Source organism: Paenibacillus sp. FSL H8-0332 (assembly GCF_037963835.1).
Classification (GTDB): Bacteria; Bacillota; Bacilli; order Paenibacillales; family Paenibacillaceae; genus Paenibacillus_AQ; species Paenibacillus_AQ rhizoplanae.
In genome coordinates, this window is sequence record NZ_CP150145.1 from 4414642 (window position 1) to 4435488 (window position 20847).

The window sequence follows — 20847 nt, forward strand, 5'->3', positions numbered from 1 at the left end:
CGGAAGGACAAGAGTTAGAACAGAGGTCAGCGCTTCACGGCAGTGCTGTCCGGAAGTGCCGGACGCCTTGTCCGGCCGCAGAACAGCCAGGCTGCGGCCGTACTGAACAGCGTAAGCCCCATGGTGGAGTACTGAACAGCGATAAGATCATCATCAAGCACCGAGGGCAGCCATGGATACACGCCTTGTGAATAATCCACTATATCGTTTGCGAACGTCCACGCAAGCGCCACAGGCAGCATCCTCTGGAAGGTGAAGAACCGGGCATAGATCAGGGCTTCCACAGCCATTCCGGTATGGGAGATCATCAGCATCCAGTCCTTCCAGGTTATCGAATCCCCCTGATAACCGCCGGCTACAATGATACTCACCGCCCATATTCCGTACTTCACAGAGGTTAGGACAGCCAACGCTTCAATCAGCTCACGCACCAGCGTTCCTGTAAGCCCTCTTGGCGGATAGAGTAACAGCAGCAATGCAGCTGTGAAGAACAGGCTGGCCGTAGGGCTGTCGGGAACAAACGGCAGGAGCCAGAGCGGTTCAGTCTGCGCTGTGAACGTGAGCTGGTTGCCATACCACATATATCCGTAGACCGTTCCGAGCAGATTCACGATAAACAGCAGCCATATTATTCTTCGGTCCCTAAATAACTTCTCAAACCAATGACCCGTCATACGAACAACTTCCCCCCGACTGTAGCAGCTTCATGACATAACAAAAACCTGAGCGCATACACGATCAGGTCCTGCGTTACTGTTATTTTACTGTCCGCTTTTTTGTTTGGCAAGCCAGCCGGCCAGCTCATCGATATCCTGCTCGGTCAGCCCTGCTCCCATAGCCGTCTCAACCATTGGCGGCATCTGGCCCTTGCCTTCTTTTATAATAGTAAGAATCGCCGCCTTATCATGACTGTCACCGACACCTCGCAGCGAGGGAATACTGCCGGAGCCCTTCATATCTACCGCATGGCAGGTTATACAGGTTGCTTGCTTATAGAGTGCCATCGCCGGATCATCCTTGTCCACAATGGCAATATCCTTCGGCTTGACGGCACTTGTGGTTGGCAAGCCTGCAGCCTTATTCTCGGCGGCCTTCTCTTCGCGCTGAACATCCTCTGGAATCTGGCCGGTCTCAGCCATCTCATGCTTGTATTCTGTCCAGGCTGTGTTGGTCAAGTAGACGATTGCTGCGAGGGACAGGAACATCAGCGAGGATGCAATCGGTCTGCGATAGAACCGCCGCTCCGGGCCGGTATCCAGGAAAGGCGCCAGCAGCAGCGCCCCGAAGGCCACCCCAGTCACACCAAGCGTTCCCAGCACGATATAGTCACCTGATGCGTAAGGGAGCTTCAAATACTGATAGAGGAAGAGAAAATACCAGTCAGGAATCGGAATTACCGTTGCTGCCGGATTGGCAGGGAACCCGAGTGGAGCCGGCTCCGAAAGGGTCAGAACCAGAATTCCCACCAGCACTACTACACCAACCATCCATTCCTTAAGCAGAAAGTTAGGGATAAAGGCTTCCGATTTGCCCGGATACGCCGTATAATCCGGCGGGGTTATGAATCCGTTTCCTCTGCGGACCCGGGAATCCCCGACGAATACCACCTTCTCTTTAGAGTCGTCTCCGTGTGCCATGACCGTGCCTCCTAAACGTTATTTTACAGCGGACCGGATATGCCTTGTCTGCGGATCATAATGAAGTGCCCGACAAGCAGTATAAGCAGAACCGCCGGGAGGAAGAATACATGTAAGGCGAAGAACCGGGTCAGTGTCTCGGCGCCGGCAATATTGCCTCCCTGCATCAGCTCCTTGAGCACCGGCCCCATGAACGGAACCGAATTGGCGATCTCCAGCGTAACCTTGGTGGCGAAGTACGCCTTATTATCCCACGGAAGCAGGTAACCGGTCAGTCCCAGTCCCAGCATGACGAAAAAAATCAGCATCCCCACTACCCAGTTCATCTCGCGTGGGGCCTTATACGAACCGGTGAAAAACACACGCATCGTATGAAGGAACATCATGACAATGACGAGGCTCGCGCCCCAGTGGTGCATGCCGCGGACGATTTTACCGAAGGCGACCTTGGTCTGCAGATATTCCACACTGGCGTAGGCATTAATGATATCCGGGACATAATACATGGTCAGAAACATCCCTGACAGAATCTGAATTACAGTGATGAAGAAGGTCAGTCCGCCGAAGCAGTAGACAAAGGCTGAAAAGTGGTGTGCGGGATTGACATGCTCGGGGACCTCGTGGTCGGCAACATCTCTCCAGATCGGTGTAATATCCAGACGTTCGTCAATCCAGTTATATACGTTTTTGAACACGCCGTTCACGCCTCCTTCGCCGAAACAGTATTAGGGACGATTTCACCGAGATATACCCAGCCTCCGTCAATCTTGGTGGTGTACTGGTCCAGCGGCTTGGCAGCCACGGCCAGTTGCCGGCCCTGCTTCGTATAACGGGCGCCATGGCAAGGGCAATGATATTCATCGGGATGCGCCTTGTTGTTATTCCAGCCTACGGTGCAGCCCAGATGCTTGCAGATCGGTGAAAGCGCATAAATATCTCCGTTCGCGTCTTTACGAATCCACGCCGTAAGCATAGCTGTACTGGCATACCATCCGTCCTGCTGCGGAAGCTCGAAGGTGAACTCCTGGGGCTCTTCTGTAATCTTGGACGCTTCCGCTACCTTGATGAATTCTCCCTCGCCTTTTTTCTGCAGAATCGGATCTACAGCAAACCGGACCATCGGCAAGATAACTCCGGCACCCATAAAGGCGGTAGCCCCTCCTAGTGTGTAGGTCAAAAACTGTCTGCGTGACATCTCGTTTCGGCTGGGCGGTTCTTGCGTAAGTGACTCTTCTTCTTCATTAAGGCTGCTCATACTGTATGTAACCCCCTTTTCAAAATGTGAGAAGGCACCTGCAGAGTTGTTGCATAGGTATTTTAGGTAAAAATTCCGTTTTCAATGAAATATATCACAGTTCATATAAGTTCATCCTAATCATAGCTTAGGGTCTAAAACCCGTCAAGAATATTGTCTAAATTGTGACAGGCGTTTAAGGCTGTTTTTTGAATAATTGTTGATTTTCCGTCACATTTAACTCATTTTCCATTCTGCCACAAGGCTTGGATTTCACCCCGCACATGCGCACTTACCGCAGCTCTGGAATCGGATGCTATCTCAGGCAGGCAAAGGAGTAAATCGCTTTCAAAAACCTCCTCCCTGCGCAGCTCCTCATTGGCAGACATCACAATCGCATACTGGAAGCCGCTGGATTTGACTTTTCGGCAAAGTTCATTCACAAGAGCTGTCATTCCGGGACCAGCATACTGTACCGCCGGATAAGTCACGACCCTCCCCTTGTACGGCTGTTCGGCCAATTCCAGGAAATCACGCTGCCGTTCAAGTAGCGCTACTGTCTCCGGCGGAGTCTCTGTGCCCTGAAGTCCGCTATACGGAATAATGCAGGTATCATAGTATGATCCATCGGTCTCCCAGGCTCTCCTGTCAAAATCACTGAATTTCATAGATTCGCCCCCTCTAGCCGCATCCCGCAGCAAGCATTCTTACTTTAAAAGCATCATAAACAAGTGTATACGGCTTGGCAATCTTTAATTCTGGATTAAAGGGGTCCACGGCTCACGCCAAGTCAAAAAAAAGAAATGCGCCAAGCGCATTTCCTATGCCAAACTTTTCAGTTCTTCAGTCAGATTTCGGAAAGCCGCCTCATCACCGGCAGCCAGCGCCGTGTCGATCTTCCGGTACAACATGTCGGTACGACGCTTTCTTAACGCTTCATCCCACACCATTTCCGCAGCCAGCCCCAGCATCACTTCATAAGTAGCCTTCATTTTGTCCATTCGATACACCTCCGCTGTTTAAGAAATTCCGTATTCTATTGCCTTTTTCACATAGCTTTCACTTGTGCGTGCCATCCTCAGCAGATCCTGCTCAGTCAATTCACGGATCACTTTGGCCGGTGTGCCCAAGGAGAGCGTGTACGGAGGAATGATTGTGTTCTCGGTTACAACGGAGCCGGCTCCTACTAAAGCATATTCACCAATCTCTGCTCCGTTCAGTACAATTGCACCCATTCCGATTAATGTGCCCTTGCCTATCCGGCAGCCGTGGATGATTGCTGAGTGCCCGACCGAGATGTCATCCTCCAGCACCAGCGGCAATCCTTCCGCCACATGGCCGACCACACCGTCCTGGATATTGCAGCGTTCCCCGATAATCACTGGCGCCAGGTCACCGCGAAGTACGGCGTTGAACCAGACACTGGATTGTTTGCTTATTCTTACATCGCCAACGAGCTTAGCGCCTTCCGCCACATAGACTGATTCGTCAAGCTGCGGTATGTAACTCCCATAGGCAATCCGCATCTCTCTCCCCCTTACCTGAGCAGATGCTTCGGCACAGCCGCCTCACATCCCCAGGGTGTCATCATGACTACTGTTCCTGCGGGTTCCTCACCAAGCTTAAGCATGCCCAGATGCAGCATCATCCGCAAGACGCGCTGTTCCAGAATGGAAGCGGCATCGTCGTAATAAAAGGGCTTGATCAGCCATCCGATTCCCTCTGACAGCGAGTCTGTGGTCACCCATCTGCCCGCACTTAGACTGATCCAGTAGACCAGCGAAGGCAAGTTGGGAATAGCCCCTTTATACAGTCTTAACCAAAAGGAGAATAACTGCATCAGCTTTTCCAATTTCCCCTCCGCCAGAAATTGCTCGCCTGCGGCTGTAAGCTGCAGCCTGTAGCCTTCCTCGGAGATCCAGCGGCGGTGGCGGGCATAATCGTACAGCAGGGCAAATCTCGGCGGATAATGCTCACAGGCCCTGCCGTAACCGAATCTCCAGCCTCCCTTGCCGAGCAAAGGCTCCGCGATCTGCAGCGCATTCATCACTCCCTGCTGATTGCGTTTATAGAGCGCACCTTCCTGGTTAAGCTCAGGCTCATTCTCCTTCACATACCTCAGGAACAGCAGCAGGTCTCCGGCCAGCAAATCCCCCTCCCCCCTGTACACTGCAGGCTCCGGGCTAGGAACAATCCATTCCTGCAAATGCTGGGCCATCTGTTCACGGAAGCGCTTCTTCAAATCCAGCGGCACCTGGAACTGATACCGGCTCTGCTGGGAAGCTCCGCTGAACAGCCAGCCGCTATTCTTAAGCCGGCTGACCAGCTCGCGGTAGTCCCCGCTTTTGCCGGGCGGAGCATCGAAGGAGGCTTGCCGGGCAGCGGCCAGCAGATCCTCCAGGCTGAAGTGGCTGCGTTCATCAAAGAGCAGACTGTTCAGCAAACGCAGCTCTCCCGGGGAACTCCCCTTTATATGGGACTCCATGAACTCCCGGCTGCCCAAGGTGATCAAGATACTCTGAATCAAATCATGTTTGGAATTCCGTTTGCACTCACACTGGTAGCGTCCCGCAATGGCGGTAAGCTGACTAATGTCTGCATAAGTGAGCATATCCGCCAGATTCATCTCTCATCGCCTCACTGTTTTACTACCATTATGGGAAATACAGCCCTTTTTATTCCTTTTGCCGCAAAAAAAATAACCCGAAGGGTCGGGTTAATGCTGTTTTTGTAAAATATGACGGGTACAGTTGTACAGTAACGGATTCCATTCCTGCTCGTTTTTCTCCAGAATCGTCAGTGAGAGATTGCCGAGCCGTTCCGAATATTTGTCTTTATAGAGTGCGGTGTAGAGCTGTGCAAGGAATCCTCCATGGGAGATGATCAGGACATTCTTACCCGGGAACCGGGCCGTAATATCCTCCAGGAACGCAAGCCCCCGGACCTGAAGCGCCTCATCGCTCTCCTGTCCCAGAGACAGCAGCTTCCAATCCTTACCCCACTTAGTTTCACGGGCTTCAGCCGTCATGCCCTCCACCTGGCCGTAGGCACGCTCACGGATACGGTCATCCGGCTCAAGTAATGGAACGCCCAGCTTGGCCGCTACAATCTTCCCGGTCTCTGCTGCACGGGACAGGCTGCTGGTAATACAGTAGTCCCAGCGGTAAGGCTCCTGCAGCAGCCGGTCGCCCAGCATCTCAGCCTGCCGCCTGCCTTCATCATTTAGCGGAATATCACTTTGTCCCTGAATTTTACCTACCGCATTCCAATCCGTCAGCCCATGGCGTATTAAGCCGATCAGCATCGCCTATCACCGTTCCCTTCCCTTTTATGTTTGCTTAATAATGTAACACGAATGAAAACAAATGTCTTCCTTTTTAACAAATATCAAAAACCCTCTTCTCCATACTCGGGAAGGGGGTTCTCATTGTCTGCGGTACCGGTTCAGGCGGACCAGCAGGAATATGGATAATCCGACGCCCAGCGTCGACAATACCATCCAGTACTGCGGATGTGCAGGGCCCATGTTGGCCACCAGCGGCTCAATGATCCCGCCGCCCTCAGATTCCACCGGATAAGAAGAAGACCAGTCCAGGGTTAAGCCTGCCACACCTGTCTCGACGATCCCGCTCTGTGCCGCCGTCGTATTCGAGGGGGTCTTGAACACGGTGAAATATAAGAAGCTGGAGATGAACACCGCTAGGAAACAGGCAATCCAGAGGCTTAAGCGATGCCGGAATACTGCCGAGCTTCCCGCAGACTTCCCGTCACCGGGCATAAGCCAGGGACTCTCCAGATAAATCCGCTCCATTACCTTGCTGTTGATCGCTTCTGCCCGCTCATCGCTGACATCGAATCTTGTATCCTGCATAAGCTCACTGGTCTCCTGCCACAGCGCCCATTCGGCACTGCAGTAGGAGCAGGTTGCGATATGTCTCTCAAGTCTAATCCGCCTGGGATCTGTGGGGGGAGCGTCCCATAAGTGTGGAATGGAATCCTGCGCTTCCCTGCAATTCATAGGCCTTACACCCTCTCAGCCTGCTCTTCAACATCAGGCTCATAGAAATAGGATTCGAGCTGTAGCTTGACGCTGCTCCTTGCCCGGAACAGCAGTGATTTGACCGAGCTGACACTCTGATCCAGAATCACGGCAATTTCCTGGTAATCCATCTGATCATATTCACGCAGAATCAGCGCGGAACGCTGCTTCTCCGGGAGATTGTTAATCGCTTCGCGGACGAGTTCCATCCGTTCCTTGCGTAATGCCGCCTGTTCCGGGGCAACATCAAGCGGTGCCACTGGTGTATATCCGCTCTCTTCAAGCGATACATTCCCGGCACGGTTCTTACGAAGTTCACTAAGTACTGTATTGCGGGCAATGGTGTACAGCCATGTGGAGAACGAAGCATCCACTTCACGGAAGGAATGAAGACTCCGGAAAGCTTTGTAGAAGGTCTCTGAACAGAGGTCTTCGGCAATCAGCTCCATATGGGAGTTCTTCAGCATGTGGTACACAAAAGCCAATATCTTGCGTTGATATCGTCGCATGAGTTCCGAGTATAATTCTGTATCGCCTTGCTTGATTAACTGGATCAACTGGGAATCCGTCATGGTGAGTCGGCCCTCCTCGCCCTTGCACGTGTAATCCCGTCCGGTCCGTATCTACTTATACCGGGCAGGTAACAAAAAGTTGCGGCATTACTTCAAATTTGCAGCACAAAAATCCAATACTTCCTATGTATATTCAACTCACCGTTATTTAAGGCTTCCAACTTTCAATTCCTTTTCAAATTAGAAGAATGGCAGCATTCTCCTTACAGGACAACACAGCCCGTCTCCTCTTGTCCAGCAAGCGGTTACCCAATACTTGGAAGGAATCTATAAACATACTTAACCCAGTATAGCATAGTTTCTAACAGGTGGAAATTAATAGACTATGAGAGAAGTGCAGGCCGGGTGATGAAAGCGGTGTTATTTTTCTTTAAATAAAGTATTGACAGAATGTAACCGTATACATATAATAAAAGTACAGTATGGTTTCTCTCCACTCCTATCCAAACACTACACGGTTCCAAGAAATTGTGAACTGTAACCGCTTATTATGTAAGCGGTCTTTTTTTTGCCCATTTTTACGAACATTTGGGTATTTAATGGCCTCTCACTGCCCCCCTTCTCCTCATCATGCAGGCAAAAACAAAATAAGAGCCGAGGCATCCGTCCCCGGCTCTACTTTTACATATACACGGTATAATCATTCTCCTGCAGCAGAATTCTGGCCCGCTCCATATCGTCCTCCTGGCGGAAGGACAAGCGCATGATCCCGGGAACATCCTCACGGCTCTCAATAATCTGCACGTTGCTAAGGTTGATGCCCTGGTCGCCCAGTTCCGTAGCAATACGGCCGATAATGCCGGGGTGATCGGGAACATCAATATGCAGATCAAACAGCGGAGTGATCATTCCCTTGCGCCGCTCAGGAAGCTGACTGCGGAATTGATTCGCCTCATGGAAGGCCGACTCGATGCCAGCGCCATCCCCGCTCTCCAGCAGATGGATGAACGAGGACACCTCATCGTTCCAATCCTTCAGCAGCCGCAGCATCACAGAACGGTTATTCAGCAGAATATCGCGCCAGATGATCGGATCGCTCGAAGCAATGCGGGTAATATCACGGAAGCCCCCCGCAGCCAGCGTGCTGTACAAGGAGTCCGAATGATCGTAAGCATGAATCTGATTCACCAGCGCTACCGCAATAATATGCGGCAGATGGCTGATCGCTCCAACAATCTCATCGTGGCGCTCCGGATCAAGCCGGACAATCTGTGCTCTCGTATATAGCAGGAGCGACTCCAGAGCCTGGTAGGCAGCTTCCGGTACGCCCGGCGGGGGCGTAAGCACGTAGTACGCATTCTCGAACAGTAAGGAGGAGGCTGCCTCTACGCCTGAACGCTCCGATCCGGCCATGGGATGGCCTCCGATGAAATGTACACCGGGAATATCCAGTGTAAGGGCACACGCGGCGATGCTGGCCTTGGTGCTGCCGACATCTGTAATGATGCAGCCCGGCTTCAGCGGCAGCTTGCTTAACCGCTGAAGATAGTCCTCAAGCATGCCAACCGGCACACACAGAAAAATATAATCCGCATCCAGTGCAGCTTCCTCAAGTGATAATGTAGCCTGATCAACCACACCTCTGCTCACATATTTAGCAGCAGATTCAGGGCGGTGGGCATGGCCTACAACGGTCAGGCCCTCCTTGCCTTTGAAGCAAAGGGCCAGTGAGCCGCCGATCAGGCCGACACCGAAAATTGCTATTTTTGTCGTCATGTTCTTAGTACTACCTGCCTTCTGTGGTATCGTCAATCCAGCTTCTGAGTCCTTACGGTTATGCGCGAACTTCCTGTTCCTTCAGCGACTGCTCCAGGGCAGCTACGAAGGCTGTGTTCTGCTCGGCGGAGCCGATGGTCACCCGCAGGTAGGTCGGATACCGGTGGAAGCCTGTTCTGACGATGATTCCTTGGCGCAGCAGCGTATCAAAGACTTCAGCGGCCGACTTGCGTACATCCACCATAATGAAGTTGCCGTGAGCCGGAAACGACGTAAGCCCGAGACGCGCGAATTCCGCCTCAAGCTGCACAATCCCGGCACTGTTGAGTGCACGGCACTGCTGTACATATTCCTGATCGGAGAGTGCTGCCACCGCCGCCACCTGAGCCAAACGTGTCGTATTAAACGGCTCACGCACCTGATTAATCAGGGAGATCACCTGCTGGCTGGCTACACCATAACCGATACGGAGCGCAGCAAGACCATAGATCTTGGAGAAGGTACGAAGGACTACCAGATTAGGATATTTGTCGATCAGCTTAATGCCGTCCGTGTAGCTCAGATCCGTCACATATTCATAATAAGCCTCATCCAAGACTACCATCACGCCGGCAGGTACCGCATCCAGGAATGTAATCAGGGCATCCTCAGGCACAATGGTGCCGGTTGGGTTGTTCGGATTACAGATCCAGACGATCTTGGTCCGGTCTGTAATCTTCGCCAGCATGGCATCCAGATCATGCGTTCCGTCCTTAAGCGGGACTTCTATCGTTACAGCCCCTTCTATATCGGCATTGCTCTTATATACAGAGAAGGTCTGATCCGCCATAATCGTCTCGTCACCGGGCAGGAAGAAGGCACGGGCAATCAGTGCAATAATCTCGTCAGATCCGCATCCGAAAATAATACGGTCACCTGCCACGCCCAGATGCTTAGCCAGCGTTGCCGTCAGCTCAGCGGCGGAGCCGTCCGGGTACAAATAGAGGTTCTCCAGCTCTGCTACAATAGCGGCCTTCGCACTTGGTGCAGCCCCGTAAGGGTTCTCGTTGGATGCCAGCTTAATGACTTCGCTTAAGCCCAGCTCCTTCTTGACTTCTTCAATCGGCTTCCCTGGCTTGTAGACAGGAAGGTCAACGATATTCGGTTTGGGATTCATGGGTGATCCTCGCTCTCCAAAAGTTAATTAGGTCTTAATTGTGCCACAAATTCACGAATTTGCAACAGTCCGGCGCTTCTCGTCTGCGGCTGGGACAGCAGGGGAATAACCTCCTCCACCTTGCGGACAATGGCGCTTCCGACTACAACACCATCACAGATCTTGGCAAAACGGGATACCTGTTCTCCAGTGGAGATCCCAAAGCCTACAGCGACAGGCAGGTCCGTAGCCCGGCGGACGGACGCAATGAACTCATCTACTCCACTGTGGAAGCTAGAGCGTTCCCCGGTTACACCGAGTGAGGATACGCAATAGACGAAGCCGCTCGCACCGGATACGATCCGGGCGATCCGTTCGCTGGAGGTCGGGGCCACGAGCGGAATGAGATTCACTCCGGCGGCGCGGCTGCGTACACGCAGGTCCTCCGATTCCTCAACCGGCACATCAGGAATGATCAGCCCGCTGATCTCATGGGCATTCAGCTCCGCAAAAAACGTATCCAGCCCCATCTGCATCACCGGATTGTAATAAGTGAACAGGATGAACGGCAGCTCACTGCCTGCCTGCCGCGCCTTCAGCGCCGTCTCCATGCAGGTGCGCAGATGAACCTTGCTGCGCAGCGCTCTTGCGGACGCCCGTTGGATGACCGGACCATCGGCGAGCGGATCAGAGTAAGGAACGCCAAGCTCCAGGATATCCGCTCCGGCTGCCTCCAGCTCGGCAATAATATCCAGTGTCGTCTCAAGATCAGGATCGCCTACGGTAAGGAACGGAATAAGGGCAGTACGGCCTTCCGCCTTCAGCCGGTTAAACGTCAGGTCCATCCGGTTTGTCGTTTCAGTTGTCATTGCTGCTCCGCCCCTTCCGTATAAGCCATAATGGATTCGACGTCCTTGTCGCCGCGGCCCGACAGGCAGATCACCACAATATCATCCTTGGTCAGCGTCTTGCCGAGCTTCACCACATGGGCAATAGCATGAGCCGATTCCAGGGCGGGAATAATCCCTTCCGTCACGCAGAGCAGCTTCAGCGCATCCAGCGCTTCCGCATCCGTCACCGGCACATACTGGGCACGGTGAATGTCCTTGAGATAGGAATGCTCCGGCCCCACGCCCGGATAATCAAGACCTGCCGATATGGAATGGGCCTCGATGACCTGTCCGTGCTCATCCTGCAGCAGATAGCTCAGCGAGCCCTGGAACACGCCATGGCTTCCCTTGCTCATGGTTGCTGCATGGAACGGAGTGTCTACGCCTTTACCGGCAGCTTCAACACCAATCATCGCCACCTGCTCATCCTCCATGAACGGATAGAACATGCCGATGGCATTGCTGCCTCCGCCTACAGCGGCAACCAGTAGATCCGGCAGACGCCCTTCCGCTTCGAGAATCTGGCGGCGGGTCTCATCCCCGATAATCCGCTGGAAGTTACGGACCATCATCGGATACGGATGGGGACCTACTGCAGAGCCAAGCACGTAGAACGTATCTTCGACATTGCTCACCCAGTAGCGGAGCGCCTCATTACCGGCATCCTTCAGCGTTCTGGAGCCGGAGGTCACCGGAATAACCTCTGCCCCTAGCAGCTTCATCCGGAAGACATTCAGCGCCTGACGGCGGGTATCCTCTTCGCCCATGAACACCTTGCATTCCATGCCGAGCAATGCGGCTACCGTAGCTGTCGCTACTCCGTGCTGGCCTGCGCCGGTTTCGGCAATCACCTTGGTTTTACCCATCATTTTGGCCAGGATGCCTTGTCCAATCGCGTTGTTGATCTTGTGGGCGCCCGTATGATTGAGGTCCTCCCGCTTCAGATAGATCTTGGCCTCGCCAAGCTCTTTACTTAGCCGCTCTGCATAATACAGCGGGGTCTCACGGCCCGAATATTGCTTGAGCAGATAATCTATTTCCTCCTGAAAAGCCGGGTCTGCCGAGAATTTATTGTAGGCTTCCTCCAGCTCAATCAGTGCAGTCATCAAGGTCTCAGGAACGAAGCGGCCTCCAAAAGAACCAAAACGTCCATTTTTGTCCGGTACTTGTATCATGATTGCTTCACCCTTTCTACGAAAGCTGTCATTTTGGCAATGTCCTTACTGCCGCTAGTCTCTACTCCGCTGGAGACATCCACGCCATAAGGGGCGTAGCCGTCCAGCAGTTCGTTCACATTGTCCGGATGCAAGCCTCCGGCTATAAATAAAGGCAGCGCATGCTTCGCCGCCGCTTGCTGGTATAAGGGAATCTGTTCCCAATCAAATGTACGGCCCGTACCGCCGCGCTCCCGCGGATCATAGGTATCCAGCAGCAGCGCATCAATGGTGCCTGCATAGCTGTCAAGCAGAGTATGAACCTCATCCCCTGCATCAGGATTGCGCCCGGCAACCGAAAGGGCCTTCCAGACCTTAACCTGGGGAAAAGCCGCCTTGACCTCCGCACAGAACTGCGGACTCTCCTGTCCATGAAGCTGCACGACATCCAGCGGTACAGTTCTCAGCAGCTCTGCCAGCTCAGAAAGGCCGGGATTAACGAATACGCCCACCGGACGGGGCGCAGGCTCCGACTTCCAGTTGCCCAGCTCTGCAATCAGCTCCGCAGCCACTCCCGCGGTAACCCTCCGGCGGCTGGGTGCAAACACCAGGCCTACATAATCGAGCGGCAAACTATTCATAGATTTTAGCACTTCAACGCCCTGAAGTCCACAGATTTTTACGAGGGGTTCAGTCATGCCGCACACGGTCCTTCCCGGCAGAAAGCGGACCGAGCAGCTGATGGACCGCCTGCTCTACATCCGGCTGGCGCATCAGGTATTCTCCGACCAGCACACCGGTTGCCCGTGTCTTGCGGAGATACGCAATATCCTCCGGCCCGGTAATCCCGCTCTCGCTGATTACCGGAAGACCGGCGGGTAGCAAGGCTGCCAGCTCCTCCGTAGCGGAGAGTGAGGTTTCGAACGTCTTGAGATTCCGGTTATTGATGCCCAGCAGAACCCCCGGATGTTCGGCCTTACCAGTAGACAATACCGTCTCCAGTTCAGTGCGGTCATGGACCTCAATCAGAATATCGAGTCCAAGTGCGGCAGCGGAGTCGGTGAACGCGGCGAGCTGCTGCGGGGTCAGAATGGCCGCAATCAGCAGAATGGCATCCGCACCAAGCAGGCGGGCCTCATAGATCTGCTTCTCATCAATGATGAAGTCCTTGCGCAGCAGCGGAAGCTGCACCGCCTCTCTTACCTGTTGAAGATACACGCCGCTGCCCTGAAAATAATCCTTGTCCGTCAGCACGGACAGGCAATCTGCTCCTCCCGCTTCATAGCCCCGGGCAATCGTCACCGGATCAAAATCGGCCCGGATCAGTCCCTTGGACGGCGAGGCCTTTTTCACCTCGGCGATCAGCCCCATCTCCCGGTTCCGGCGTTCAGTCAAGGCGCTGCGGAAGCCTCTGGTAGCAGGCAATGCGGCAATGGAGCGCTCCGCCGCGCCAAGCGAGAATTGCTGGCTTAACGCTTCTACCTCTTTCATTTTCGTGGCAACAATCCGGTCAAGATACATAATCAAGCTCCTTTGTCATCGCTTTTAACTGTTCCAGCTTGCGCAGGGCCGCCCCTGAATCCACAACCTCTCGGGCACGGTCCACGCCTTCCTTAAGTGTATCGGCAAGACCGGCGACATAGATGCAAGCCCCGGCATTTGCCAGTACGATGTCACGGTACGGATTGATATTACCCTCCAGCACTGTAGTGATAATCGCCGCATTCTCTGCGGCATCGCCGCCCATGACGTCCTCCAGCGGATGCTGGCTGAGGCCAAGCTCCTGCGGTGTAATTTCGTAGGTGGTGACTACGCCCTGCTTCAACTCAGAGACCTGAGTCGGTGCCGAGATGCTGATCTCATCCAAGCCATCGAGGCTGCTGACAATCATCGCCCGCTTGGAGCCGAGCTCACCCAGGACTTTGGCAACCGTCTCTGTCTTATTGCGGTCATAAATGCCCATCAGCTGCCGGTCTGCTCCGGCCGGATTGGTCAGCGGGCCCAGCATATTGAAGACCGTCCGCACACCCAGCTCACGGCGGGGAGCAGCGGCATGCTTCATGGACGGATGATAGATTTGAGCGAACAGGAAGCAGATGCCGATACTGTCCAGACATTGCCGCGCCTGCTCCGCATTCAGATGAATATTGACGCCGAGCGCCTCCAGCACATCTGCACTGCCCGCTCTGCCGGACGCCGAACGGTTGCCGTGCTTCGCCACTCTTACAGAAGCTGCGGAGGAAATGATCGCCGAAGCTGTGGAGATATTGAATTTATGAATGCCGGAGCCGCCCGTGCCGCAAGTATCCAGCAGCTGGCTTCGTTCTGTAAGCACCTGTGTGCCGAAACCGCGCATCGCCTCAGCGAAGCCGGTGATTTCTTCAACGGTCTCCCCTTTGATCCGCAGCGCGGTCAGCAGCGATCCGATCTGCGCCGGTGAAGCTGCACCTTCCATAATCGTGCCCATAATCTCCCGGGCCTGCGTACGGGTAAGATCCTTCCCCTCGATTAAACCGGCAATTCCTGATTGTAGTAACTGGCTTGCGTCCATAGTTGATGTCCTCCTAAAAGTTTTAAGTTTTATGGAGCAGTCTCTGCTCTTCTGATCTCGTCTCTGCTAATTCCCGGTTCACGGGGTATATTCATACATATAATCCTGGTTAATGACCTGCTTTTCCTTCACCTCGGTTGGGAACATGGCTTCCGCCATACGGATCGCTTTCAGCATCCCCTTCGCCTTGTTCACCGTCTCCTCATATTCCTTCTCCGGCACAGAATCCCAGACGATTCCTGCTCCGGCCTGCACATAAGCGCGGCCTTTGCGGAAGATAATCGTGCGGATCGTGATGCAGGAATCCATGTTCCCGGAGAAGCCGAGATATCCGATCGCTCCGGCATAAGCGCCGCGGGCTTCCCGCTCCAGCTCGGCGATAATCTCCATCGCCCGCAGCTTCGGCGCTCCCGATACCGTACCTGCTGGAAGGCAGGAGAGGAAGGCATCGAAGAAATCCTTATCCTCGGCCAGCGTTCCGGTCACATTCGAGACCAGATGCATGACATGCGAGTATTTCTCGATCTCCATGAATGTATTGCATTTCACGCTGCCGAATTTCGAGACCCGGCCCAGATCATTGCGGCCCAGGTCTACCAGCATCAGATGCTCCGCACGTTCCTTCTCATCCTCCAGCAGCTCTGCGGCCAGCTGATGATCTTCTGCAGGTGTTGCTCCGCGCGGCCGGGTTCCGGCAATCGGCCGGGTCTCCACCCGTCCGCCGTCTACCTTGACCAGCGCTTCCGGCGAGGTACCGACGATGATCTCCTCATCCATTTTCAGATAATACATATAGGGAGAAGGGTTCAGAATGCGCAGCATCCGGTACACATGCAGCGGAGAGACCTCGGTCTCGATATGCATCCGCTGCGACAGCACCACCTGGAAAATATCTCCGGCACGAATGTATTCTTTGGCCTGCTCTACGTTGTGGATGTACTGCTCCTTCGTGAGATTGGAGTGAACCTCTCCCAGTTCAATGTCCTGCGGAATACTGCGGCGGTTGACGTTCTCCTTCGGACCTTCCTTTTGCAGCTCCTCTGCCAGATTCACCAAGCGGCTGCTCAGCTCCTCATAGTTGGCCCGGATATCCGAATCCGTATCGCCATCCTTGATATGAAGATTACCCACCAGCAGGATCTGCTGCTTCACATGATCGAAGACGATAATGCGGTCACAGAACATAAAACGGATGTCATCCATATTCAGATCATCTACGGCATGTGCGGACAGCTTCTCGTAATATTGCAGCAGATCGTAACCGAAGAATCCGATGGCTCCGCCCGTAAACGGCGGCATGCCGTCCAGCTTGGGACTGCGATAGGAACGGAGCAGCGCTTTCAGCTCCTCGACAGGTTTGCCGGACAGCTGTTTTTTCTCGCCGCCGACCTCCACCTGGATCAGCCCCTTTTTGCCGGAGATCATCAGGAACGGATCACTGCCGATAAAAGAATAACGTGCCCATTGAATGCCGCCCTCTACACTCTCCAGCAAAAATGCGCGATCCTGCTCTGCAAACCGCTGGAACAGCCGGATCGGCGTTTCCATATCAGCCAGCAATCTTGTTACGACCGGGATCAGATTGTATTCACGCGACAGCGACACCACTTCTTCAATGCTCGGATTCGTCACTTGGGTAACCTCCTAGGGTGATAACGGATATTGTCCGAAATACAGAAAAACCTCTACCGGAGTAGAGGTTTGTTGATAGTCAGTATGTGAATAAGCGCCTCGGACCGGCATGAACCCAATCGAATGCATGAGAATCCTCCATGGCTACAGGGATAGCGCAGATGCAACTCATCATAAGTTACTGCTATACAGGTATGCCAAAAAAGATCACTGACAGTCAATGGTCTGCTCTACTAAAAGTCCTACACTCTGCTCAACTATACTCCACTCAACTCATTCTAAACTCTGCTTAACTCGGCTAACTTCACTATACATGATGACGGTAGTCATTGACAACCCCGGAACTATAATTTATTACTTGCTCTGTGAGAGATCCGGGCGAAGCCGCTGGGCTTCATTCAGATACACATGACGGATATCCCGCTGGGATTTGTCGGTGTTCACCTGCACCATCAGGCGGATGCAATTCGGCAGGCTGCCCTTCACAGGGATCTCCACGGAACACATCAGCGGAACCATCTCCCAGCCTTCAATCTCACGGATCGCCCGTGCCGGGAAGGTCGCATCCAGATCCGTAGTCATCGTAATCCACACACTGCAGATATCCTCTGCGATCACATCATTGCGCTCCACAATTTCCCTTAGCAGGATCACCGTTTCACGTAAAATTTCCGTCTCTTCATTCTGGGTTACGGTCGTTGCACCGCGTATGCCCCGGTTCACCATGGGCTCCCCTCCTTCTTAAGCTGAGCTATGACTTCTGTAACATCGCTTGCCTGCACATCACTGATGATACTAACTTCACCAATGGCCTCCGGCACGATAAAAGTCATTCGGCCTTCCTTGAATTTCTTGTCATGCATCATCGCTTCCATCAGCTCTTCCCTGCTATACTTCGAAGGAAGCCGGGTTGGCAGCGACAGGGCGGCGAGCATGGACACGGTATCCTCGTAGATCTGTCTGTCCCGGCCCAGCTTCGCGGCGAGCAGAGCAGATCCGGCCATGCCAATCGCAATCGCCTCTCCATGCAGGAAGGTGCCATAGCCCCCGACAGCTTCAATAGCATGTCCGATGGTATGCCCCAGATTCAGAATCGCACGCTGTCCGTGCTCTCGTTCATCACCGCCGATTACATCCGCCTTGATCGCACAACCGCGTTCCAGCGCATACCCCAGCGCCTCGGGGTCCAAAGCCAGCAGCTCATCCGCATGCTCACGGCACCAGTAAGCGAACTCACGGTCAAGGATCAGCCCGTGCTTGACCACCTCAGCCAGGCCTGAAGCGACCTGCCGGGGTGGAAGCGTCGCTAAGGTGTCCAGATCATATAACACCATCGACGGCTGATAAAAGGCGCCCAGCATATTCTTGGCCAGCGGATGGTTAACGGCTACCTTGCCGCCTACACTGCTGTCATGGGCGAGAATGGTCGTTGGAATCTGCATGAACCCGATTCCCCGCATATAAGATGCGGCAACGAAGCCGGCCAGATCGCCAACGACTCCCCCGCCAAGCGCAAGCACGGCTGAGCTGCGGTCCAGCCCGCCCTGGATGGCTGTGGTGATGACTTCTTCATAGACAGCTAGTGACTTCGAGGCTTCACCCGCCTGAATGACATGGCTGACCACCGTATATCCGCTGCTGCGGAGGGAGGCCTCCACCTGCTCCAGATAACGCGGCGCGACTTCCGTATCGCTGACCACCAGCAGCGGGCTGCGCTGTGCAAACCCGGCTTCGATGCAGCGTTCGCCAATGCTGCGCAGCAGACCGCTGCCGATATAAATCGGATATGAACGTTCGCCTAAGTCTACAGTAATGCTGCGCATCCTAATAGCTCTCCAGCTGGGCCAGGTAATTATTGTAGTTCGCACGGATCTCTTCCAGAGAATCCCCGCCGAATTTGTCCAGGAACGCCTTGGCAATCTCCCAGGCTACTACACTCTCCAGTACGACACAAGCCGCCGGAACGGCACAGGCGTCTGAGCGCTCCACCTGGGCAGTGAACGGCTCCTTCGTATCGATATCCACACTCTGCAGCGGTTTGTACAGCGTCGGGATCGGCTTCATTACCCCTCTGACGACCACCGGCATCCCATTGGTCATTCCGCCTTCGAACCCGCCCAGCCGGTTGCTCGCCCGGTAGTAACCCTGCGAGGCTTCATACATGATTTCGTCATGGACCTGTGAGCCGCGCAGCTTCCCGGCTTCGAAGCCGATGCCGATCTCCACGCCCTTGAAGGCATTGATCGACATCACGGCTCCGGCGATGGCACCGTCCAGCTTGCGGTCGGACTGTACATAACTGCCAAGGCCGATAGGCAGACCTTCGACAATACATTCCACAATCCCGCCGATGGAGTCGCCTTCTTCCTTGATCTTGTCTATGTAAGCCTCCATCTTCCGCTCAGTCTCCTTGTCCACTACGCGCACAGAGGATTCTTCAGTAAGAGCAATCAGCTCATCGATAGGCAGATCGTTAGCTGGTGCTTCGATCTCTCCGATGCGGATGACTTGTCCGGCAATTTTCACTCCGAAAGCTGCAAGCAGCTGACGGGCTACCGCGCCTACGGCTACTCTTGCTGCCGTCTCACGGGCGCTTGAGCGCTCCAGAACGTTGCGCAGATCGGTATGGTTATACTTAAGTCCGCCGTTCAGGTCCGCATGACCAGGACGCGGGCGGTTTACCCGGCGCTTCTCTTCGTCACTGCCCGGAATCGGTTCAATATTCATAATGTTCTTCCAGTGTGTCCAGTCCTTGTTCTCCACAATGAGCGCTACCGGAGCACCCGTGGTATAGCCATGACGCACACCGCCGGCGATCTGGGCAGTATCCTTCTCAATCTGCATCCGGCGTCCGCGGCCGTAGCCCTTCTGTCTCCGGTGCAACTGGAAATTAAGCTCTTCAAAGTCTAGTGTCAAATTACTGGGCAATCCCTCAATAATGGCTGTAAGCTGGGGGCCGTGTGTTTCCCCCGCTGTTAAGTAGCGTAAACTCATGCTGCGTTCCCCCTTCACACTTTTGGACTGTAAACCGCTAAAATGTTAAATGTCTTTGCTTATTATAGTATAGGCTCTCCGCTTTGACAAGAAAGCAATAGCCCAACACGCCGCTGCCTGCGTTACAAAACAAGCGCCGCTCCTGCTCTTTCGAGTAGAAGCGGCGCTGCTGTGCTGCCCCGTTCAGGAGCCTGTCTCCAGACTGTCGCAGTCTGGTGCCGGAAAGCGGCTGCCGGTTCTGCTCTCTTCCGCAGTAAGCAGGCTCTGCAGCTGCAGCTCCTCGATGCCGAGAATCTGCCCGCATTCGCGGACGGTGAGGAACCCCCGCCGGTAGGCGGTGATGACCTTGCTTTTGTCCATCTGGGTTAACGACCTTTCACTTGGCGTTAGGTTTCTTGCTACTTCCCAGTATCACTGAAAAGCGCCTAAAGTATACCCTACACCAAGGGAGATTCCAGCAGACTAATGCTATTTCTTGCGGTAAAAGAAGGTTTCGGTAGATTCGAAGCCATACTGCGCCGGTGTGAAGATCTGCTCCGTGCTGCCCACGAACAGATAGCCCCCGGGCCGCAGGCTGGCCGAGAATTTGTGATACAGCTTATTCTTGGCTTCTTCGGTGAAGTAGATCATGACATTGCGGCAGATAATCAGATCGAAACCTTCATCGAATTTATCCAGCAGCAGATTCTGCTTGCGGAAATCGATATTCTTCTTCAGTCCTTCACTGACCTTGAAGACCGGGCCTTCCGGTGTAAAATACCGGTCTGCGACATCTTTGGGCACATCCTTCAAGGAGCGCTCAAGATAGATCCCCTGCTTCGCCTTGGCCAGCGCCCCGTCATCAATATCTGTAGCCAGAATCCCGGTCTGGGCCAGAATATTCTTATCCGAGAGAATCATCGCCAGCGTATAAGGCTCTTCGCCTGTGGAACAGGCAGCACTCCATAGTTTCAGCCTGCGGCCGGAACGCTGAAGATCCGGCAGAATCACATCCCTCAGCACTTCCCAGCGGTTCGGATTCCGCCAGAATTCAGAGACATTGATCGTCATGCGGTCCAGGAACTCATAGAACAGAGCCTTGTCCTTCATCATGGCCGCATAGAATTCGTTAAAGGTATTGTAGCCGTTCTTCATCCGGAGCGTCGTCAGCCGACGCTTCATCTGTGCTTCCTTATACTGCGCAAGGTCAATGCCGGTGCTTTGTTTAATATTATGAATAAATCCGGTGTAATCAGGGTCCGGTGCTAATGAGGATTCGTCACGTTCAGCCATAATAATCTCCTGTCTCCTGCC

24 protein-coding genes are annotated in these 20847 nt (G+C 53.8%); all 24 read right to left on the minus strand.

The window, feature by feature from the left end:
- Nucleotides 1-26: 26 nt before the first annotated feature.
- A complete protein-coding gene (locus NST43_RS19070) occupies nucleotides 27-674 on the minus strand; it encodes a DUF1405 domain-containing protein (protein WP_339218713.1) in 648 nt (215 codons plus the stop codon).
- An 87-nt stretch (nucleotides 675-761) separates the two neighbouring features.
- Nucleotides 762-1637, minus strand: a complete 876-nt coding sequence (locus NST43_RS19075) for a c-type cytochrome (RefSeq protein ID WP_339218714.1) — start codon at nucleotides 1635-1637, stop codon at nucleotides 762-764.
- A 23-nt stretch (nucleotides 1638-1660) separates the two neighbouring features.
- Nucleotides 1661-2332: a cytochrome b6 gene (locus NST43_RS19080; RefSeq protein WP_036698729.1), complete on the minus strand. Its 672-nt coding sequence runs from the start codon at nucleotides 2330-2332 to the stop codon at nucleotides 1661-1663.
- Nucleotides 2333-2337: 5 nt separating this feature from the next.
- A complete protein-coding gene (locus tag NST43_RS19085; RefSeq protein ID WP_339218717.1) occupies nucleotides 2338-2892 on the minus strand; it encodes a ubiquinol-cytochrome c reductase iron-sulfur subunit in 555 nt (184 codons plus the stop codon).
- A 221-nt stretch (nucleotides 2893-3113) separates the two neighbouring features.
- Entirely contained in the window at nucleotides 3114-3539 is a 426-nt protein-coding gene (locus tag NST43_RS19090) for a DUF2487 family protein (RefSeq protein ID WP_339218719.1), read from the minus strand.
- A gap of 153 nt (nucleotides 3540-3692) precedes the next feature.
- Entirely contained in the window at nucleotides 3693-3872 is a 180-nt protein-coding gene (locus NST43_RS19095) for an IDEAL domain-containing protein (protein WP_036698090.1), read from the minus strand.
- A gap of 18 nt (nucleotides 3873-3890) precedes the next feature.
- Nucleotides 3891-4397 carry a gamma carbonic anhydrase family protein gene (locus tag NST43_RS19100; RefSeq protein ID WP_339218722.1) on the minus strand — a complete coding sequence of 169 codons (507 nt, stop codon included), beginning with the start codon at nucleotides 4395-4397 and terminating at the stop codon, nucleotides 3891-3893.
- An 11-nt stretch (nucleotides 4398-4408) separates the two neighbouring features.
- A complete protein-coding gene (locus NST43_RS19105) occupies nucleotides 4409-5497 on the minus strand; it encodes a hypothetical protein (protein WP_339218724.1) in 1089 nt (362 codons plus the stop codon).
- A 90-nt stretch (nucleotides 5498-5587) separates the two neighbouring features.
- On the minus strand, nucleotides 5588-6175 hold the full coding sequence (locus NST43_RS19110; RefSeq protein WP_339218726.1) for a histidine phosphatase family protein: 588 nt from the start codon (nucleotides 6173-6175) through the stop codon (nucleotides 5588-5590).
- A 120-nt stretch (nucleotides 6176-6295) separates the two neighbouring features.
- Nucleotides 6296-6742, minus strand: coding sequence for an anti-sigma factor (locus NST43_RS19115; protein ID WP_339218728.1), 447 nt, complete (start codon nucleotides 6740-6742; stop codon nucleotides 6296-6298).
- Between the two features lie 152 nt (nucleotides 6743-6894).
- Nucleotides 6895-7482: a sigma-70 family RNA polymerase sigma factor gene (locus NST43_RS19120; RefSeq protein ID WP_209993900.1), complete on the minus strand. Its 588-nt coding sequence runs from the start codon at nucleotides 7480-7482 to the stop codon at nucleotides 6895-6897.
- A 621-nt stretch (nucleotides 7483-8103) separates the two neighbouring features.
- Entirely contained in the window at nucleotides 8104-9198 is a 1095-nt protein-coding gene (locus NST43_RS19125) for a prephenate dehydrogenase (protein WP_209993901.1), read from the minus strand.
- A gap of 58 nt (nucleotides 9199-9256) precedes the next feature.
- Complete coding sequence (hisC, locus tag NST43_RS19130; RefSeq protein ID WP_339218731.1) at nucleotides 9257-10354, minus strand: histidinol-phosphate transaminase; 1098 nt, start codon at nucleotides 10352-10354, stop codon at nucleotides 9257-9259.
- 23 nt (nucleotides 10355-10377) lie between these two features.
- Nucleotides 10378-11202 carry a tryptophan synthase subunit alpha gene (gene trpA, locus NST43_RS19135; protein WP_209993903.1) on the minus strand — a complete coding sequence of 275 codons (825 nt, stop codon included), beginning with the start codon at nucleotides 11200-11202 and terminating at the stop codon, nucleotides 10378-10380.
- Nucleotides 11199-12398, minus strand: a complete 1200-nt coding sequence (trpB, locus tag NST43_RS19140) for a tryptophan synthase subunit beta (protein WP_076079183.1) — start codon at nucleotides 12396-12398, stop codon at nucleotides 11199-11201. The genes trpA and trpB overlap by 4 nt, the downstream gene beginning before the upstream one ends.
- On the minus strand, nucleotides 12395-13075 hold the full coding sequence (locus NST43_RS19145; protein WP_339218735.1) for a phosphoribosylanthranilate isomerase: 681 nt from the start codon (nucleotides 13073-13075) through the stop codon (nucleotides 12395-12397). Before NST43_RS19145 ends, trpB begins: the two co-directional genes overlap by 4 nt.
- Nucleotides 13068-13898, minus strand: coding sequence for an indole-3-glycerol phosphate synthase TrpC (gene trpC, locus NST43_RS19150; protein ID WP_339218737.1), 831 nt, complete (start codon nucleotides 13896-13898; stop codon nucleotides 13068-13070). The genes NST43_RS19145 and trpC overlap by 8 nt, the downstream gene beginning before the upstream one ends.
- Complete coding sequence (gene trpD / locus NST43_RS19155) at nucleotides 13888-14928, minus strand: anthranilate phosphoribosyltransferase (protein ID WP_036727291.1); 1041 nt, start codon at nucleotides 14926-14928, stop codon at nucleotides 13888-13890. The genes trpC and trpD overlap by 11 nt, the downstream gene beginning before the upstream one ends.
- A gap of 78 nt (nucleotides 14929-15006) precedes the next feature.
- The gene (gene trpE / locus NST43_RS19160) at nucleotides 15007-16560 is read right to left on the minus strand and encodes an anthranilate synthase component I (protein ID WP_339218739.1); all 1554 of its coding nucleotides are present in this window, start codon (nucleotides 16558-16560) and stop codon (nucleotides 15007-15009) included.
- Nucleotides 16561-16914: 354 nt separating this feature from the next.
- Nucleotides 16915-17286 (minus strand): chorismate mutase, encoded by a 372-nt coding sequence (gene aroH, locus NST43_RS19165; RefSeq protein ID WP_036698124.1) that lies wholly within the window; start codon nucleotides 17284-17286, stop codon nucleotides 16915-16917.
- Nucleotides 17280-18383 carry a 3-dehydroquinate synthase gene (aroB, locus tag NST43_RS19170; protein ID WP_339218741.1) on the minus strand — a complete coding sequence of 368 codons (1104 nt, stop codon included), beginning with the start codon at nucleotides 18381-18383 and terminating at the stop codon, nucleotides 17280-17282. Before aroB ends, aroH begins: the two co-directional genes overlap by 7 nt.
- 1 nt (nucleotide 18384) lies before the next feature.
- On the minus strand, nucleotides 18385-19554 hold the full coding sequence (gene aroC / locus NST43_RS19175; protein WP_339218743.1) for a chorismate synthase: 1170 nt from the start codon (nucleotides 19552-19554) through the stop codon (nucleotides 18385-18387).
- A gap of 183 nt (nucleotides 19555-19737) precedes the next feature.
- Nucleotides 19738-19914, minus strand: a complete 177-nt coding sequence (locus NST43_RS19180; protein ID WP_339218745.1) for a hypothetical protein — start codon at nucleotides 19912-19914, stop codon at nucleotides 19738-19740.
- Between the two features lie 108 nt (nucleotides 19915-20022).
- Complete coding sequence (locus tag NST43_RS19185; protein ID WP_339218746.1) at nucleotides 20023-20826, minus strand: protein-glutamate O-methyltransferase CheR; 804 nt, start codon at nucleotides 20824-20826, stop codon at nucleotides 20023-20025.
- Between the last annotated feature and the right edge of the window lie 21 nt (nucleotides 20827-20847).

Coding starts and splice junctions, on each gene's coding strand:
- trpD (WP_036727291.1), bottom strand. CDS start 14,928: ATGGACGCAAGCCAGTTACTACAATCAGGAATTGCCGGTTTAATCGAG.
- NST43_RS19095 (WP_036698090.1), bottom strand. CDS start 3,872: ATGGACAAAATGAAGGCTACTTATGAAGTGATGCTGGGGCTGGCTGCG.
- NST43_RS19090 (WP_339218719.1), bottom strand. CDS start 3,539: ATGAAATTCAGTGATTTTGACAGGAGAGCCTGGGAGACCGATGGATCA.
- trpC (WP_339218737.1), bottom strand. CDS start 13,898: ATGTATCTTGACCGGATTGTTGCCACGAAAATGAAAGAGGTAGAAGCG.
- NST43_RS19145 (WP_339218735.1), bottom strand. CDS start 13,075: ATGACTGAACCCCTCGTAAAAATCTGTGGACTTCAGGGCGTTGAAGTG.
- NST43_RS19100 (WP_339218722.1), bottom strand. CDS start 4,397: ATGCGGATTGCCTATGGGAGTTACATACCGCAGCTTGACGAATCAGTC.
- NST43_RS19105 (WP_339218724.1), bottom strand. CDS start 5,497: ATGAATCTGGCGGATATGCTCACTTATGCAGACATTAGTCAGCTTACC.
- NST43_RS19185 (WP_339218746.1), bottom strand. CDS start 20,826: ATGGCTGAACGTGACGAATCCTCATTAGCACCGGACCCTGATTACACC.
- trpA (WP_209993903.1), bottom strand. CDS start 11,202: ATGACAACTGAAACGACAAACCGGATGGACCTGACGTTTAACCGGCTG.
- NST43_RS19085 (WP_339218717.1), bottom strand. CDS start 2,892: ATGAGCAGCCTTAATGAAGAAGAAGAGTCACTTACGCAAGAACCGCCC.
- aroB (WP_339218741.1), bottom strand. CDS start 18,383: ATGCGCAGCATTACTGTAGACTTAGGCGAACGTTCATATCCGATTTAT.
- NST43_RS19180 (WP_339218745.1), bottom strand. CDS start 19,914: ATGGACAAAAGCAAGGTCATCACCGCCTACCGGCGGGGGTTCCTCACC.
- NST43_RS19075 (WP_339218714.1), bottom strand. CDS start 1,637: ATGGCACACGGAGACGACTCTAAAGAGAAGGTGGTATTCGTCGGGGAT.
- trpB (WP_076079183.1), bottom strand. CDS start 12,398: ATGATACAAGTACCGGACAAAAATGGACGTTTTGGTTCTTTTGGAGGC.
- NST43_RS19115 (WP_339218728.1), bottom strand. CDS start 6,742: ATGCAGGATACAAGATTCGATGTCAGCGATGAGCGGGCAGAAGCGATC.
- NST43_RS19110 (WP_339218726.1), bottom strand. CDS start 6,175: ATGCTGATCGGCTTAATACGCCATGGGCTGACGGATTGGAATGCGGTA.
- NST43_RS19125 (WP_209993901.1), bottom strand. CDS start 9,198: ATGACGACAAAAATAGCAATTTTCGGTGTCGGCCTGATCGGCGGCTCA.
- NST43_RS19070 (WP_339218713.1), bottom strand. CDS start 674: ATGACGGGTCATTGGTTTGAGAAGTTATTTAGGGACCGAAGAATAATA.
- aroC (WP_339218743.1), bottom strand. CDS start 19,554: ATGAGTTTACGCTACTTAACAGCGGGGGAAACACACGGCCCCCAGCTT.
- aroH (WP_036698124.1), bottom strand. CDS start 17,286: ATGGTGAACCGGGGCATACGCGGTGCAACGACCGTAACCCAGAATGAA.
- hisC (WP_339218731.1), bottom strand. CDS start 10,354: ATGAATCCCAAACCGAATATCGTTGACCTTCCTGTCTACAAGCCAGGG.
- NST43_RS19120 (WP_209993900.1), bottom strand. CDS start 7,482: ATGACGGATTCCCAGTTGATCCAGTTAATCAAGCAAGGCGATACAGAA.